General features: G+C 44.6%; 10 protein-coding genes and 1 tRNA gene. 2 read left to right on the top strand and 9 right to left on the bottom strand.

Going from position 1 to position 16,260, the window contains the following annotated elements; genetic code table 11:
• The 6 genes from VIP81_RS24830 to VIP81_RS24855 form a co-directional block, all read right to left on the bottom strand.
• Positions 1 to 1,081 (bottom strand): DUF5690 family protein (locus VIP81_RS24830; RefSeq protein WP_331967672.1); only part of this gene is annotated, 1,081 nt, incomplete at its 3' end.
• A 142-nt stretch (positions 1,082 to 1,223) separates the two neighbouring features.
• The gene (gene phnY / locus VIP81_RS24835) at positions 1,224 to 2,696 is read right to left on the bottom strand and encodes a phosphonoacetaldehyde dehydrogenase (protein ID WP_331967674.1); all 1,473 of its coding nucleotides are present in this window, start codon (positions 2,694 to 2,696) and stop codon (positions 1,224 to 1,226) included.
• A 94-nt stretch (positions 2,697 to 2,790) separates the two neighbouring features.
• Complete coding sequence (gene phnA / locus VIP81_RS24840; protein ID WP_331967676.1) at positions 2,791 to 4,038, bottom strand: phosphonoacetate hydrolase; 1,248 nt, start codon at positions 4,036 to 4,038, stop codon at positions 2,791 to 2,793.
• A 72-nt stretch (positions 4,039 to 4,110) separates the two neighbouring features.
• Positions 4,111 to 5,619 (bottom strand): SusD/RagB family nutrient-binding outer membrane lipoprotein, encoded by a 1,509-nt coding sequence (locus VIP81_RS24845; protein WP_331967678.1) that lies wholly within the window; start codon positions 5,617 to 5,619, stop codon positions 4,111 to 4,113.
• A gap of 17 nt (positions 5,620 to 5,636) precedes the next feature.
• Entirely contained in the window at positions 5,637 to 8,798 is a 3,162-nt protein-coding gene (locus VIP81_RS24850) for a SusC/RagA family TonB-linked outer membrane protein (protein ID WP_331967680.1), read from the bottom strand.
• A gap of 288 nt (positions 8,799 to 9,086) precedes the next feature.
• Positions 9,087 to 10,034, bottom strand: coding sequence for a GlxA family transcriptional regulator (locus VIP81_RS24855; protein ID WP_331967682.1), 948 nt, complete (start codon positions 10,032 to 10,034; stop codon positions 9,087 to 9,089).
• 88 nt (positions 10,035 to 10,122) lie between these two features.
• On the opposite strand from VIP81_RS24855, the gene VIP81_RS24860 reads away from it, so the two are divergent.
• Positions 10,123 to 11,112 (top strand): quinone oxidoreductase family protein, encoded by a 990-nt coding sequence (locus VIP81_RS24860; protein WP_331967683.1) that lies wholly within the window; start codon positions 10,123 to 10,125, stop codon positions 11,110 to 11,112.
• Between the two features lie 90 nt (positions 11,113 to 11,202).
• On the opposite strand, the gene VIP81_RS24865 is transcribed toward VIP81_RS24860, so the two are convergent.
• A tRNA-Pro gene (locus VIP81_RS24865) sits at positions 11,203 to 11,276 on the bottom strand.
• Between the two features lie 176 nt (positions 11,277 to 11,452).
• Positions 11,453 to 13,849, bottom strand: a complete 2,397-nt coding sequence (locus VIP81_RS24870) for an ABC transporter permease (protein ID WP_331967684.1) — start codon at positions 13,847 to 13,849, stop codon at positions 11,453 to 11,455.
• 477 nt (positions 13,850 to 14,326) lie between these two features.
• Between VIP81_RS24870 and chrA the strand changes: the two genes are divergently transcribed.
• Positions 14,327 to 15,655: a chromate efflux transporter gene (gene chrA / locus VIP81_RS24875; RefSeq protein ID WP_331967686.1), complete on the top strand. Its 1,329-nt coding sequence runs from the start codon at positions 14,327 to 14,329 to the stop codon at positions 15,653 to 15,655.
• 23 nt (positions 15,656 to 15,678) lie between these two features.
• Here chrA and VIP81_RS24880 read toward each other — a convergent pair.
• On the bottom strand, positions 15,679 to 16,260 hold a 582-nt coding region (locus VIP81_RS24880), incomplete at its 5' end, for a GNAT family N-acetyltransferase (protein ID WP_331967688.1).

Genomic DNA, 16,260 nt, shown 5'->3' on the forward strand with positions numbered 1-16,260 from the left:
TGGCTTTTAACTTAAATAAGGCAATCATTCGTTCAAAAACCGCCACCTGTATAGGAATGTAGGCCAAAAATAAACCCATGCCGGTGAGCAGCATCCACCAGAATGGTGTTAACTGATGGAGTTGAAAAAGCAATGTGCTACCACCACAAAGCAATACCCCAAAGCAAATCAGCCATTGCGTAGCCCAAAATCCTTTGATGTTATTCCGTATCAGCGACAAACAACCTACTGAAATCAATACCACTAAACCGCTGATCATCTCTGTTTGTGAAAACACCGATTTATCCCAGGAAGGTTGTATTTCGTTCCATATTTCTACCGAGAAATTATCGCGAAAATCGCGCATGGTAGCTAAAAAAGTATACATCAACACAAAACACAATACACCACCACCTACTTCTTTCAACACCCATTTTTTATCTTCCTTTGTCATCGGTACTCTTTCCACACGTAATAGTTTATCCGTTTCCGTAGGAGGAGGAATAGTGGCCAACATCCAGGAGAAGAAAAGGAATAGCGGCAGAAAAAAGAGGCCGATTAAACAAGGCAGCCACATTTCTGATACGCCCGGTAACCACCCATGGATCACGAAGTAAATAGTTTTTAAGATGCCGGATGATACAATCAGACTAATACTCAATCCCATGCCCAATACTTCCGTAAAACGGCGGCCTTCCAGGTAATTAAAAACAATGCCCCACACCATTCCCAGCGGCAGTCCATTAAAAAAAAGAAAAATGAAATTGTACGGAGCAGGTACCGCTCCAAATAATAACAGACTTACCTCTGCAAAAAGAATCAAACTTATAATTAGCTTCTGCCGATTTTTAGGTTTCAGCTCTGAGATAATTTTAATGCCAATAAATTTAGAAGTCATGTACCCCAATGCCTGCGCCACAATAAGTATGGCCTTGTAATCCATTTCCAGGAAATGGTGTCCCAGGTAAGTACCCGCTGTAAAAGGCTTTCGGAAGGCATACATGCAGAAGTAGGCACCAAAGGCCGCTATCATAGACCATGCAATGAAAAATGATTTCGAACTGTTAAGTTGGTTGGTCAATACACTCGTTTTTGATTTCATCGAAATTATTTTTACAAATTTTTACAGATGGCATTGAGTCTCGGCACAACCAGTTGTTACGCCAGGCAGTTCTAAAAAGCTCCGCAAGGAAATAATCCTGGAGCGTCTTTTATGTAAACGAATCGATTTATTCTTTAAGTAGTTACCAGGGCATTGAAAATGTTTTCACATAGGTGAAACATTTCATTGCTTCTATCACGCCTTCTTTCACGCCCAACCCGGAATCCTTGATACCTCCGAAAGGCGAGCTTTCAATACGGTAGCCAGGTACTTCATTAATGTTCACTGTTCCTACTTTTAATTCTTTTACGAAGCGAAGCGCATACTCCATGTTATTGGTAACGATACCGCTGGATAATCCGTAGGCGGTAGAGTTACTTAAGGCAATCGCATCGTCGATATCTTTGAAAGTAAGTATCGGCGCTAACGGGCCAAATGATTCCTGCACTACCATCTCTGCATTCCTGGGTACATCAACGATCACAGTAGGCCCCAGCAAGGCGCCTTTCCGTTTTCCATCCAGCAATACTTTGGCACCTTGTTCCACCGATTTCTTCACTACTGTTTCCAGGTAAATGGCGGCAGCTTCATCAATCACAGTACCTACTTTGGTGTTGTCATCTGCCGGATCACCACTGGTATATTCTTTTGCTTTGGCTACAAATTTTTCTACGAAAGCATCTTTTATCTTCTCATGTACCAGTATTCTTTTCACGGCAGTACACCGCTGGCCACTATTACGGAATGCCCCTTCAGCAGCCAGGAATACGGCTTTATCGAGGTCTGCATCTTCCATCACAATCAGTGGATCATTACCACCCAATTCCAGAATCACTTTTTTATATCCTGCGGTGGCGGCAATATGTTTACCTACTGCCACGCTGCCGGTAAAGGATACTATTTCCACGCGGCTGTCTTTCACCAGCGACTCTGCTATTTCCCGCGTAGGCCCCAGGAGCACGCTCAGCATGTAATGCGGCAGTCCTGCTTCATACAGCAGTTCTACCAGCTTTACAGCGGTAAGCGGTGTTTTTTCTGATGGTTTCAGAATCACCGGGGTACCTACTGCAATAGCCGGGGCTATTTTATGGATCACCTGGTTCAGCGGGTGATTAAACGGCGTGATACAAACCGCCAATGACAAGGGTTCCCGTAGTGTAAAAATCTTACGTGCCTTACCGCTCGGTGAAATATCACAAGAGAATATCTGCCCATCATCTTTCAACGCTTCAATGGCTGCAAACATCAACACATCATGTGCCCTACCTGTTTCGTAGCGGGCTTCCCGGATAGCCAGACCGGATTCTGCGCTGATGACCTGCGCAAATTCTTCTTTCCGCTCGGTGAGCAGCTGCCTGGTTTTCTCCAGGATCACGTAACGCTCGTATCTGGATAGTTTTTGTCCGCCTTTCAATGCCGTTTCAATAGCCTCCTCTGCGTGGGCTGCATTGGCCAGTGTAACGGTTCCGACTAAACGATTATCATAAGGGCTGCGGACTTCTAATACTTTTTCTGATTCAATAGCTTTTCCTGCAACGTAGCATGGTAGCTTAATAACAGATGTGCTGTTTTGGCTGCTGACTTTTTTGGATATCGGAATGAGAGGTTCGCTCATAATAAGTAGTTATTTGCTTTAATAATTGGCATGGTCAACCTGCATGGTGTCACGATGCCTTCCTCCGTTTTATTTAAGTAGCAAGTGGATGGTGTTAGTTACTGGTTCCGTTCACGGTGAAATCAAAAATGTCGAAATTTCTGGGGTCTCCAGCTGCTTTCATTTTATACTTTTCATTCAGTGGGTGGGAAACAACCATAGGCACCATTTCTTCATAACGTCCGCCGTGGGAGCGTAAAGTACCATCCAATGCAGAAAGGTCATGGTACTGTGGGCGACGACCCACTACCACATCTCTTCCTGATAACACCACGAGATCACCGATGCGGTCTGCCGGTTGTTCCAATACATGCACGGCTGTTTCTCTGTCGTACACTTCGGTAATACCAGGTTGAATAGCCAGCCAGTTCTTTATTTCGTTGATTTTGGATTTATCGTTTACGTGTACTACCACATAAGATCCCAGGGCGCCATGGTGTTTTACATAAGGATCAGTAATCGGGCAGATAACACGGAAACCATTTTCTCCGAACTTCGATTCCAGCATATCTTCTACAAACAATACATTGGGGCTACCGTCTGCTTTTACTTTTGCATTCATGCCGTGATCTGCAGTGGCTCCCACAATCGCACCCAGTTTCAGCAGTTTGCCTATTTCAGCATCCATTGCTTCATAGAAATCCAGTGATGCGGCCGCATCAGGTGCATACGTATGCTGCATGTAATCGGTGAGCGACAGGTACAGGAAATCAGCCAGGCCATGCTCTATAAACGCAACGCCTGCACGCAGTACAAACAAACTGGCATCCGCGCTGTAAATAGCGGGAGTCGTATGTCCTACCAGTGCTTCCACACCATCTACACCATGCGTTTCTTTCTTTGCCTGGTTAGCCTTTTCAGCGGAGATAGCAATTCCTGTCATTTTGTGAGAAAGAATATCTCTCAGTTTTTCTTTGGCAGTAACCACCGCTACTTTTCTTCCTGCATTGGCAGCTGCCGCCAGCAAAGTTTCTGCTCTCAGGTATTCTGCAGAGTTCATCATCACTTCCTGGTCTTTGGCCGCATCGTAAAAAAAGTTACCACTGATACCATGCACTGCGGGAGTAACGCCTGTTACAATAGAGGAGTTGTTTACATTGGTAAAAGAAGGTAATGCACCGCGTACCATACCACGGTAACCGGCCAACGCCATTTTCTTCAGATTAGGCATACGATCAAATGCCATGGTGGTGTCCAGGTATTCGTCTGCCGAACCATCCATACAGATTACTACAATAGGCTTTGCAGCTGGTGTATACTGAATACCATTTGCCGAAAAAGCCTGCGTTGAAATACTACTCATCACTGATTTAATTTTATGTTATAGAAGTATTAAAGGAGCCACCATAAGCGGCCAGCTCCTTTAATTAAAAAACTATTTGAGCAACCACATCACATCATTACGGGTATCAGCGCCTCCAAACTGACTCTGTACCGCCGCCTGTACGTTCTGGCTGTTATTGGTATATTCTGATTGCGGATAAGAGAAACGTACCGGAATCAGGCCACCGTTTTCGTTGGAAGGACCGATATTAAATACCGGCACACCTGTTCTGCGATAGTTAAAGTAGGCTTCGTACCCTGAGTTGTTGAAAAAGGCCACGTATTTTTGCGTAAGAATCTGTTGCAGCCCTGCCGCATTATTTCCTTTATAAGCCACTGCCGGTTGTATCCAGAAAGTTGGGTCCTGGGCAGTGCCGTAAAATTCTGTCGACAGCTCAATCGCCTTTTTATAGCTCGCAGCGGCGTCGCCGGTGGCCCAGCCCCGGTTAATTCCTTCTGCGATGTTGAACAATTGCTCACTGACACTTAACTGAATACAAGGGATTCCGTTGGCATCTTTCAGCCAGTATGCCTGGTTAAGACTGGCATACTTTCCCTGGTTTGTCTGATCTTGTACCACGCTCTGGATATCGCCCGTTTTAGCGCCTTTATAGCGGGCAAAAGGATTCAGTGGATCATCTGCCAGTCCGGAGGCCGGTTGAGCGATTTTAAACACCCTGGCGTCCTTTACAGCGGTAAGTAAGTCTAACCACGTAGCGCATAATGGCGCCCTCGTCACATAAAACGTTCCACCGGTGGGGAAAAGCGGAAAATTATTGCTCTTATCAGTACCGTTATAAGTCATCTGCAGGTTATCGTGGTTATCTACCATCAGCGGATACTTTGCCGGGTTGCTAATGATGGCGTTAAACCGGCCTTTGATATCGAGCTCGGTATCTCCTTCTTTTTTACTCAGGGCAATCAGTATTCTGAGTGACAAAGCATTTACTGCTTTTCTCCATCTGGAAAGGTCGCCGCCATAGAAGATATCTCCGTCCACAGCGGTGGCGGGGTTTACTTTAGCAATACTATCCAGTAGTGTATTGGCATCATCCAGCCATACCAGGCACTGCTTAAATACATCCTTTTGCTTGTCGTATTTAGGATAGTACACGCCCTCGGACGCGTTCATGGCATCACTCAGCGGGATATCGCCCATGCGGGAAGTCATACGGCTATAAGCCCATGCCCGCATGAATTTGGCGATAGCCCTGTAGTTGGCAGTTACTAAATTAGCACCTTGTTTACCAGCTTCAATTTCCAGCCGGCCTACGTTTCGAAGCGTAGTGTATAAGTTATAGTCTGCGGCTCCCCAGGCGTACGACTGATTACCGTAGTAGTCAAAGTTGAGTACAAAAACCTGCGCCATCCGATGTGCATAAGAATAGTCAGACCAGGCATTATCATACATATCGTATTCAATACCGGTTAACAGCAACTTAGGTGACGCCTGATCAGATACGTTGGGATTTTTCTGCAGGTCTTCAATTTTTCTGCAGCCCGTTACCAGTAAAGAAGCAGCTACTACTGCCAGCATCCATTTTATATATAGACGTTTCATCTTTTTTGTTTTAGAGCTTAGAAAGTGAGATTAACATTCACACCAAAACTTTTCACAGAAGGCGTTTCCAGGTTGGTACTCCCTGATGTCCACTGATCCAGATCAATGTTGTGTGCATTTTTATCCTTAGTCAGGTACCACAGGTTGCGGCCTACCAATGTTAACGAAGCTGCATTAAAGAATTTTTGTCCTGCCAGTATGCTTTGCGGTACACTATAGGATATCGTTAGTTCTCTGAGTTTCATGAAGGATTTGTCGATCAGGTTAGGTACTTCACTTCCATAATAGCCTTTGGCGAAGGACTCCCATTTCACTTTGGTTGCATTGGTCTGGAATTTCCTGGAATCGGACACCATATTACCGTCTCCATCTACCACTAGAGATCCGGCAGTAATATTTACCCCATCACCTACATAAGTTCCGGTATAGCCTGCGGTATTACGATTGTTCCAGTCGGCCAAACGGTATTCATTGGCAGATGCCGGAGCGGCGCCCGCCTGCCATTGTTTCTGGCTTACATAGTTCACCAGTTTACCGCCATAGCGGCCGTCAAACATAAAGCTCAGACTCAGACTTTTATAGTGGAAAGTATTCTGGATACTTCCCATCCATCTTTCATTCGTATAGCCCTGGAAGGTAGTATAGCTGTTTTTCAGCGGCCGGCCATTTGTAGCACTGTAAACCACGGCGCCATCGGGAGCACGCTGGAAATCTGTCAGGAATAATTTATCTGTTCTTTCGCCCACTTTCACCCGATTATAAGATTGCAGGGTATCATATACTTCTTTCAGATAACGCTGTTGGGTAGACCAGTTCACCGTAACATCCCATCCAAAGTTTTTCGTTCTCACCGGGCTGCCGGTAAGGATCAGCTCTACGCCTTTACGACTGTAGGTAAGTCCATTGCGTTGCAGCGACGTAGCACCACTGGTAGCAGAAAGCGGCAGATAGAAAATACTCGGACCTTCAATGTTTCTGTAATAGGTAAGATCGACGCCCAGTCTCCCTTTCAGGAAACGCAGGTCTGCGCCAAACTCCATGGATTTATTGAACTCCGGTGAAATACCCGGATCATACAGGGTACCATCATAATACAACGATGGATTACCATTCCATCTGATGCCCGTAGCGTAGGTGGGCGATAGTTTGTAATAACTGCCATATGCCGGATCGGCAGGCAGACCATCATTGCCTACTTTAGCATAAGAAGCTCTCAGTTTCGCGAAAGAAATAAAAGCAGGCAGGTGGATCATCTCAGATAGGACCGCGCTCAAAGACACAGAGGGATAGAAATAAGATCCATGGTCCTTTGGCAGGGTAGATGCCTGGTCAACGCGACCGGTTAAGCTCAGGAACAGCATCTTTTTATAATCAAAATCCGCTAACGCATATACGCTTTTCCTTTGGTAAGATGATTTATCAGTTTCAGAAGAAGAAGGATCTACGCTATTTTGAACCGTCCATAGTTGTGGCACCAGCAAACCGTTGTTGGTGTGACTATATTGGTAATTCGTTCTTCTGTACAGCAGGTTAGCACCGGCAGATCCTTTAAAAGAGAAAACAGGGGTAATATCTTTTGAATACGTTGCCAGTACATCGGTATTACTTTCCCAGAAATAACCAAACGACTCATTATATCCGCCCTTTTGGAAATAGCCACCATCGCCGTTATACTGTGAGGTAGAAATAGGGAAACGGTTTTGCTTATTTACATAGTTGGTGCTGATATTAGAACGCAGGTGTACATCAAAGTTATCGGTGATGTTATACTTTAGTTTCATGAAGCCATAGATATCGTCTTTATAGTATGCCTGTAGCTGTTCGTGGGCAATAAAATAAGGATTGGAATACTGATAGTATTCTACATTTTTCTGCTGGGTACCTACTTTACCGGGCTGCCAGTAATCTCTTAAATCGTTGATGTCGTAATTGGCGGCGCCCCATATCATAATAGCGTAGATTGGGCTGCCGGGCTGGTAACCAATGTTGGGGATATTAGGCGTATACTGCTTGTTATAATTGATATTGGTTTCGAGCTTTAATTTTTTAGAGAGGTTCAAACTTCCGGAGAAATTAATATTGGTCGCATTCAGTTTGGTGTTTGGCACCATTCCTTTCTGATATAGCTGTGTCATGGAGAAGCGGATATCTCCTTTGTCGTTGTTGGCAGAAACAGCCAGGTTGTTGGTAGATAATAATCCGTTTTGTAAAAAATTCGTGAGGTTGTTTTTGCCTTTTGCAGTCCAGGGCAGGGGAATCAGCTTTCCTGTATTGGGATCTGTTTTGCTATCCCATTGGTTAATCATTTGTCCTTCAAAACGGGGCCCCCATACATCGTAATCGGCATCGTTGGTACCGCCGCCTCTTCCGTCTACAAACTCATACTGGAAGTCTGATCCGGGGCCGTATTCAGACTGTAGCCCGGGGATGGCGTTAAAGCCGGTTTGTACCTGTGTACTGGAGTTAAACTCCACGGAATACCCTCTTTTGTTTTTAGAGCCTCTTTTGGTGGTGATCTGGATAGCGCCATTGATCCCGTCAGAGCCGTACAATGCAGCGGCAGTAGGTCCTTTCAATACAGAAAAACTTTCAATATCATCCGCACTTAAATTCCAGGAGTTGGAATTGATGCGTACACCATCTACCACGATGATGGTGCTTTTTCCACGCAGGGAAATGCCGGGATCTCCAAAAAGATCGGTGGAAGTAGCAATACGCAAACCGGCTACTTTACCGGCAAGGGAGTTGACCACATTGGGTTCTCTGGCCTTTACCAGTTCCGCTCCTTTTACTTCCTGTACCGCATACCCTACTGCCTTTTTCTCCTTTTTAATACCCAAAGCAGTGACTACTACTTCGTTCAGCCCCTCATCTCTCACAGCAAGGGTAACGGTGAGGTGGTTTTGGTTATTAACCGCTACCTCCCGGGGTGTGAACCCGATGAAACTCACGATGAGGGTGGCATTGCTGCCAGCGCTAATCGCAAAGTGCCCCTGGGTATTGGTGGTGGTTCCCTTTTTGGTGCCTTTTACCAATACTGATGCGCCAATGATTGGCTGATTACTGCCGTCAGTCACAGATCCCGTTATTTCCGATTGGCCCAAAGCCACGTTCCATCCCATCAATACCGCGAGTACACTCAGCAGTATTGACCTGGGTCTTAAGTGAAACAATTTCATAAATAAGGATTTTGGTGATAAAAGGTTGTTTAGCTTTACTTATCAAAGTATAGTATAAATATACAAACAATTACTATTCAAAGTTCACAAATACTAAACTTGCGCAAACGCTTGTGTAGGAGAGGGAGGGGTGGCAAATGATAAAATGAGCGTGGTATTGAGAAAGAAAGGCCATTATTTAATTGTGAAATTTGCACGATTAATAATGGCCTTTCCTTTTATGTTCGTGGAATTTGATAATTTTCTTTCTTGGCGAAGTGTCCGGAAGTCTGGTATAGAAGCGTAGGCTCATCTCCCCGTCTCCCTTCTGAACTCTCCCGGCGCCATACCCGTAGTATGCGAAAACAATCGGGAGAAAGATGCCAGGTCTTCATATCCCACCCGGTAGCAGATCTCAGAAATACTAAGCTTCGTTTCTCCCAGCAACTTTTTTGCTATTTCCATTCGCTTTTCCTGGATCCATTTACCCGGGCTGGTATTTAATTCCTCACGGAATTTGCGCGATAAGGTTCTGGAAGACATGCCCAACTGTCCGGATAAAAAATCGAGGCTCAGTGTATCCATGTTATCTTTTAACAGTTTTGTCAGCTGTTTTTCAAAACTGCCAATCACCTCTGTCGCCGGGATTTCATATGGACTTTGAAACTCGCGCGCAGGAGGAAGTACCATTATTCTTCTGACCCTTTTCAATTCTTTTGCATAACCCAGGTCTGTTAACAGGGAAGTGATCAACTCTAATCCTGCAAACCCTCCGCCGGAGGTATAGATACGGTCCTGCTTAACCATAATTCGGGAAGGCTCCCAACGTACCGCCGGAAACCGTTGCTGTACTTCTCCTTTCAGCCACCAGGAGATGGTCGCCCGTTTTCCATCCAACACCCCATTGGCCGCCAACAGAAAAGGCGCCCCGCAGGTAGCGGCAATAATGGCGCCCTGCTGCTGTGCGGCTTTAATGAGTGGCGCTGCCTGTCTGGCTTCTTTTTCCAATAAAAGCGTTTCAGGAACCGCCTGTGCTCCGGCCCCGGTAAGGAGAATCAGCACATCTGCTTTTTTAGAAGGCTTTTTTCTGGCGTTAAAGGAGATCGCAGAGCGTGAAATAGCCTGGGAATGTTTGGATACAAACTCAAAAGTAAAAACCTCCGATTCATTCACCATGTTCACAGCCTGCAATATTTCGACTACACTGGAGGCAATAGCCGCGTAAAAACCAGCAGGTAAATAAATCACAAAATGCATATGTCCATTTTTGCATAGTAATTGTCAGATAAGACATACCGAAGATAATGAATGACCGGTAATATTGTTATTCAAAATAAACACAGTAATGAAAGCAATAACATTTGACCGCATTGGCACACCTGACACAGTGCTCCAATTATCTGAAGTACCCATACCAGACATAAAAGACGATGAAGTGCTGATCCGAATAACGGCGGCCTCTATTAATCCGGGCGATTTTCTATTCATTCAGAACTTGTATCCGGAGCCTAAAAGACCGGTATTCCCTCATCAGATTGCGGGTAATCATGGTGCCGGCATTATTGAAAAAGCAGGAAAAGCCGTACACCTAAAACCAGGTGCCCACGTGGCATTCAGCTATTTAAACACCTGGGCGGAATATGTAGCTGTTCCTGCAGCATGGTTGATCCCACTACCTGCGGATTATCCCGCCGAACTTAGCAGTCAGTTTGTAAATCTGATTACAGCCTGGGACCTGCTCAAACAATCGGGCGTTCAGCCAGGACAATGGCTGGCGCTGACCGCTGGCAATTCTGCCGTATCCACATTGGTATCCCAATTGGCGAAGCAACAGGGGGTAAATACTATTGCTATTGTACGTCGTGTAAAAGAGCCCCGCTTACTGGAGTCACTGGGCGCTACTGCGGTAATAGACCTTTCGGTTGAACAGGGAAATATAACCCAGCGTATCCTGGAAATTACCGGCAACAAAGGGCTGAATGGCATTATCGATAATGTGGGAGGACCGGTTACCGGAGAGCTGATCCGGTGCAGCGATTTTGGCAGCCGGTTAATTATTAACGGAGGAATGAGTGAGGAAAAATATGAGCTACATAATTTTGATATTTTACTGAAAGGACTCCAGATTCAATCACATGTATACCGTTATTTTTTCACCCCACCACTTCCAGAAGACCTTCCCCTGCTAAAGAAAATCGCAGCAGCATCCGCTGGCTTTGTATCAAATGTTTCCGGGATACATGCGCTGGAAGATTTTAAAACAGCCATTGATGAAAGCATCCGTTATCCGGAAAAAGGAAAACATATTTTCAGAGGACTTGACGTGATAAACTAATTCGGGTGTGATATGGGATTATATGGAAAGACTAACAGGTAGCACACAAAAAAGCCTTACAGTTTACACTGTAAGGCTTCAATTGCTAAGTCGGGGCGGCAGGATTCGAACCTGCGACCTCCTGCTCCCAAAGCAGGCGCGATACCGGGCTACGCTACGCCCCGAAATCCCTTCTTAATCCGTGCTCTCTGCATTATCAGTTGCCCTTGTGGCGTTACCATTGCTTCAATTGCGGAGTGCAAATGTAGGAAAATGTTTCACATAAAAACAAATTTTTTTTGATAAAAAATCTACAGCCAGCCTAAAACAGCCAGCACACTGCATTTACAGGACAGAACATTTACTCGGAACGCAAGCTTTTTACGGGGTTGGTCGTTGCTGCACGGATAGATTGGTAACTCACCGTTATAAATGAAATGACAATAGCAATGACACCAGCAATAGCAAAAAACCACCATTTCATACTGATATGGAAGGCGAAATTCTGCAGCCACTTATTCATCACCCACCAGGCAACAGGGAAGGCAATGATCAATGAAAATGCCACCAACCGGATAAAATCTTTTGACAACATCCCCACAATACCCGCCACGCTGGCTCCCAACACCTTTCTCACACCTATTTCCTTAATACGTCTTTGGGTGGCAAAAGTAGTCAGACCAAAAAGTCCCAGGCAGGAAACAATCACGGAGAGGATGGCGAAGATGTTAAACAACTTGCCCATGCGCTGTTCTGCTATATATAGTCTGGATAAATCTTCATTGACAAATCCAAATGAAAAAGGAAAACCTGAATATACCTGCCGAAAAACTTTTTTCATGGTGCCCAGCATGTGCTCCATGCTGGCAGGCGTAGTTCGGATAACGATATAGCCGGTATTTCCGTTAAAATTACCTGCGCTGCCATTCCGGATAATGAGGGCGTCAATGGGCTGTTGTATGGGCTTAAAATTGAAGTCTTTCAGAACGCCCACAATTACCCCGGCGTTGTTATCCATCGCCATTTTTTTTCCCACTGCAGTGGCCACATCCAGGTGCATTACTTTCAATGCCGCTTCATTCACTACATAATTATTCTCATCTCCTTTAAAAGCTTTCGAAAAAAATCTGCCGGCTTTCATGTGCATTCCAAAAGTGTTCACAAACTGATCATCTACCCATAGCTGCGGGAAAACACGATCATCGGCGGGAGTTTTACCTTCCCATTCTACTGACCTGGTACCGGTAGCCAGATCGGTGGGCAGGTGGCTGACAAAAGAATAGTTTGTGACATCCGGATATTGGCTCATCGCCGTTCTCAGTGCCTGTTGATTACCCTGCAAATCACCCAACCGCGGAATAGGCACATATAGCAGGTTTTCTTTGTTATAGCCAATATCCATGGTACGGATAAACTGCAGTTGCTTATAAACGACAATGGTGCTCACAATCAGGATCACTGCAATCGAAAACTGCACTATGATCAGACTATTCCTGAAAAATGTTTTGCGCCCATGCAACAACTTCACACCCTTTAACACTTTTACCGGGTTAAAAGAAGAAAGAAATAATGCAGGGTAGCTGCCGGAGAGCAGCCCCACTACGATGGCTACGCCAACAAAACCTGCCAGCATCTTTACATTCAACAGGTGAATAGTAATAGCTTTGGCTGCCAGATCATTGAACAACGGCAACAATACCCAGGCCATCGCTAATCCAATCACCAGGGAAATAAATGACAACAACAGCGCCTCTCCCAAAAACTGTATCACCAGTTGTGAACGAAGCGCACCAACCGTTTTACGTAAACCCACTTCCTTGGCGCGTTGCCCGGACAAGGCGGTAGACAGATTCATAAAATTGATCCCTGCTATCAGCAGAATAAAAATAACGATCAGCGAGAAAATTTTTACGTAATCAGCATTGCCCTGACCAGCTACGTCCAGCATATAATTGGAGTGCAGGTGAATATCCGACAGGCGTTGCAGAAAAAGCTTTCCCTTGGTACCGGAATGATCATTCTTCCGGTACACATCCATAATCTGTTGCTGTAAGGACGCCAAAGCTGCTGGCGTGGCTTTAAAATGATCATTCACCTGGAAATAGGTGTACACATCAAAATTAGCCCATGCCTGCTCCTGGTTAATGGTTCTGCCGTATAACGCTATAGGTAACAGCATATCAAACTGCAGGTGCGAATTATGTGGAATATCTTTTAAGATACCAGTCACCTGCAAATCGTTCCCTTTATAATCGTTATCGATATGCATGGTTTGTCCCATGGCCCGCTCCACGCTGCCAAAATACTTCCTGGCACCGCTTTCCGTTAATACCACTCCATCAGGGCTGGCTAACAGTGTAGCAGGATCACCCTGCAATATAGGGAAGCTGAATATGCGGAGGAAGTTGGTATCTGCATAGTAGATATTTTTTTCTTCAAATTTCCGGGTACCGATGGTGACCATGCTTTGCAAACTTGAAATGCGGGAAGCACGTTTAATGGCAGGAAAACCCTCATTGATAACAGTAGCAATAGGCACCGGCACTACCGCTGCATTGATGCCAGACACCTGTCCTGTCAACCGGTAAATATTGCCCGCATTGGCATTAAACTGATCGTAGCCTAATTCATCCTGTACCCACAGAAAAATAAGCATGCTACCCGTCATCGCCGTGGCCAACCCAAAAATGTTAAGGCCGGAAAATAATTTATGCCTGAAAAGATTCCGCCAGGCTGATTTCAGATAGCTCCTGAACATACAATGCTATTTATTCACTTTGGCTGGCGCCAATAAAATGCCAGCAACAAAATGATTAAAAGCAAATTGATTACACATGTGAAAATATACAACATGTCCGGTAGTAATACAGATTGTGTTCAGTTTTAAAAGGTCCTAAAAAAGGAAGTGGCAAATCGTTCCGTTAATCTCATCAAAAACAGCCCAAATTTCAGCGCATAGCAACACACATTACCCGGAGATCAACCGTTCGTTTTCCGGAGCTGAAAACCACCTTATTTTACCACAAATAAGTAGTTCAAAACCTTGCACAGAAGCCATTTTAAGCTTATCTTTGCATAACATTAATAACAATCTTTTTCAACCGGCTTTATCACCGGAAATTTCCTACGTTTTATACATCTCATGGATGCCAACAGCCGATCACCAGTAGTGTTCAGCAGGGCCATGCTATGTTCATACTTTTTTGTGGCGCAGGAAAAACGCATTCAATTTTATATGGAAGAACAAAAGATAACACCGCACCCGGGTTTCAAAGAAGCGTTGAAATTCTGGTTCAAATTAGGATGGATCAGCTTTGGAGGCACTGCAGGCCACATCGCCATTATGCACGATAACCTGGTAGACAAGAAAAAATGGATCAGTAACAGCAAGTTCCTGCACGCACTTAATCATTGCATGATCCTGCCGGGACCTGAGGCACAACAATTATCCATTTACATTGGCTGGCTGTTGCATGGTAAACGCGGTGGACTGGCAGCCGGAGTATTGTTTGTGTTGCCGTCGATGTTTATCCTGCTCACATTAAGTATCATTTATGTATTATTCGGCAACATCCCCTGGGTTACCGCCCTTTTTGCAGGTTTGAAGCCGGCCGTCATAGCCATCATCATCGGGGCGATGTTTAAGATAGGGCAAAAAGCATTGCATGGTCCGTTGCACTATTTATTAGCCGCCACTGCTTTTGTGTGTATCTTCTTCTTCAACACTTCACTCATTACCATCATAGGCGCCACCATTATTTTCGCCATCGGCAGCAGGCTGATATGGCCGGCAGCATTACAACCCAAACGCCGGGAAGCCGAAGCTACCGCTGATGAAAACACCTATGTACTGAATAAAAAAACAGTAACGGCCGACAGTGGATTTAAAACAACATCTTTGTTGCAATTACTTGGCGCCGGTCTGCTACTCTGGCTGCTCCCTTTTCTCGGATTCTTTTGGTTTTTCAGCGACTTCCCTTTCTGGAAGCAGCTCAGCCTCTTCTTTACACAAACTGCTTTCGTTACGATAGGCGGCTCTTACACCGTACTACCCTACGTAGCACAATTCAGTGTTACCAAATTAAACTGGCTGAGCAAACTACAAATGATCGACGGCTTTGCCCTGGCGGAAACAACACCGGGTCCATTGATCATTGTATTATCTTTTGTAGGCTTTATGGCAGGATACAACCATTTTGGCGGCTCTTTATGGATGGGAACAGTGGGACTACTCGCCACTACTTACTTTACGTTTTTGCCCTGTTTTCTGCTGATTTTCATCGGTGCACCGTTGATTGAAAAAACACATGGCAATGCCATGATTGAAAACACATTGGGATTAATTACAGCTGCAGTAGTGGGGGTGATCCTCAACCTTACACTTTATCTGGGGAAAGATGTATTATTCCCGAATGGTGTTATCATCAGCAAACTGGATCTGCTGGCGTTAATATGGGTAATTGTTTCATTGATATTGATGCAGCGGTTCAAGCTGAATATTTTATACCTGATTGGGTTAAGTATGGTATATGGCCTGGTGCATTATTGGATACAGGTGTCGTAGTAAAGATACCTGTATCTGTCAGACTACCTGACGTCTCTCCGGAAGAAATATAAATGGCAGGTCAAATCCTGTTCATTGTAAATTTCAAATCCGAATTTTTTATACCAGTTCAAATTCTTTGACATAGACGTTTCTAAATAAACAGGACGATTATTACGGTTGCTGTAATCAATAATATCCTGAAGCAGGTTACTGCCAATGCCCTTGCTTTGCACAACAGGATCAACCCCAATAAACCATAAGTAAGACATGGCAATTTCGGGTCGTATGCTATTGATTAATTTTTCTCTTTTTATAGTCTTATTTATATTGCCGAATCCAACAGCCTGAAAGATGAGTCTAAGATCTAACAAGATTGATTTTAGTGAGCTTTTCTTTTTATCCGGATACACCATGAGCGCACATGCTTTATTATCATTGGAAAGAAACACCTCACCAAAAGCAGTACATACTTCAAAAGAATAATCCATTAATGACCGGATTCTCTTTTCCCTTTTGTTATCCTGCTTAACGATATAATTCACACTGAAATTGGCATCGAATGATTTGGTTAAAATATCTATAATCAGACCTTTGTCTTTTTGGGTGGCTTTTTTCATAGATGA

The sequence above is a fragment of the Chitinophaga sp. genome (assembly GCF_036566945.1).
GTDB lineage: Bacteria > Bacteroidota > Bacteroidia > Chitinophagales > Chitinophagaceae > Chitinophaga.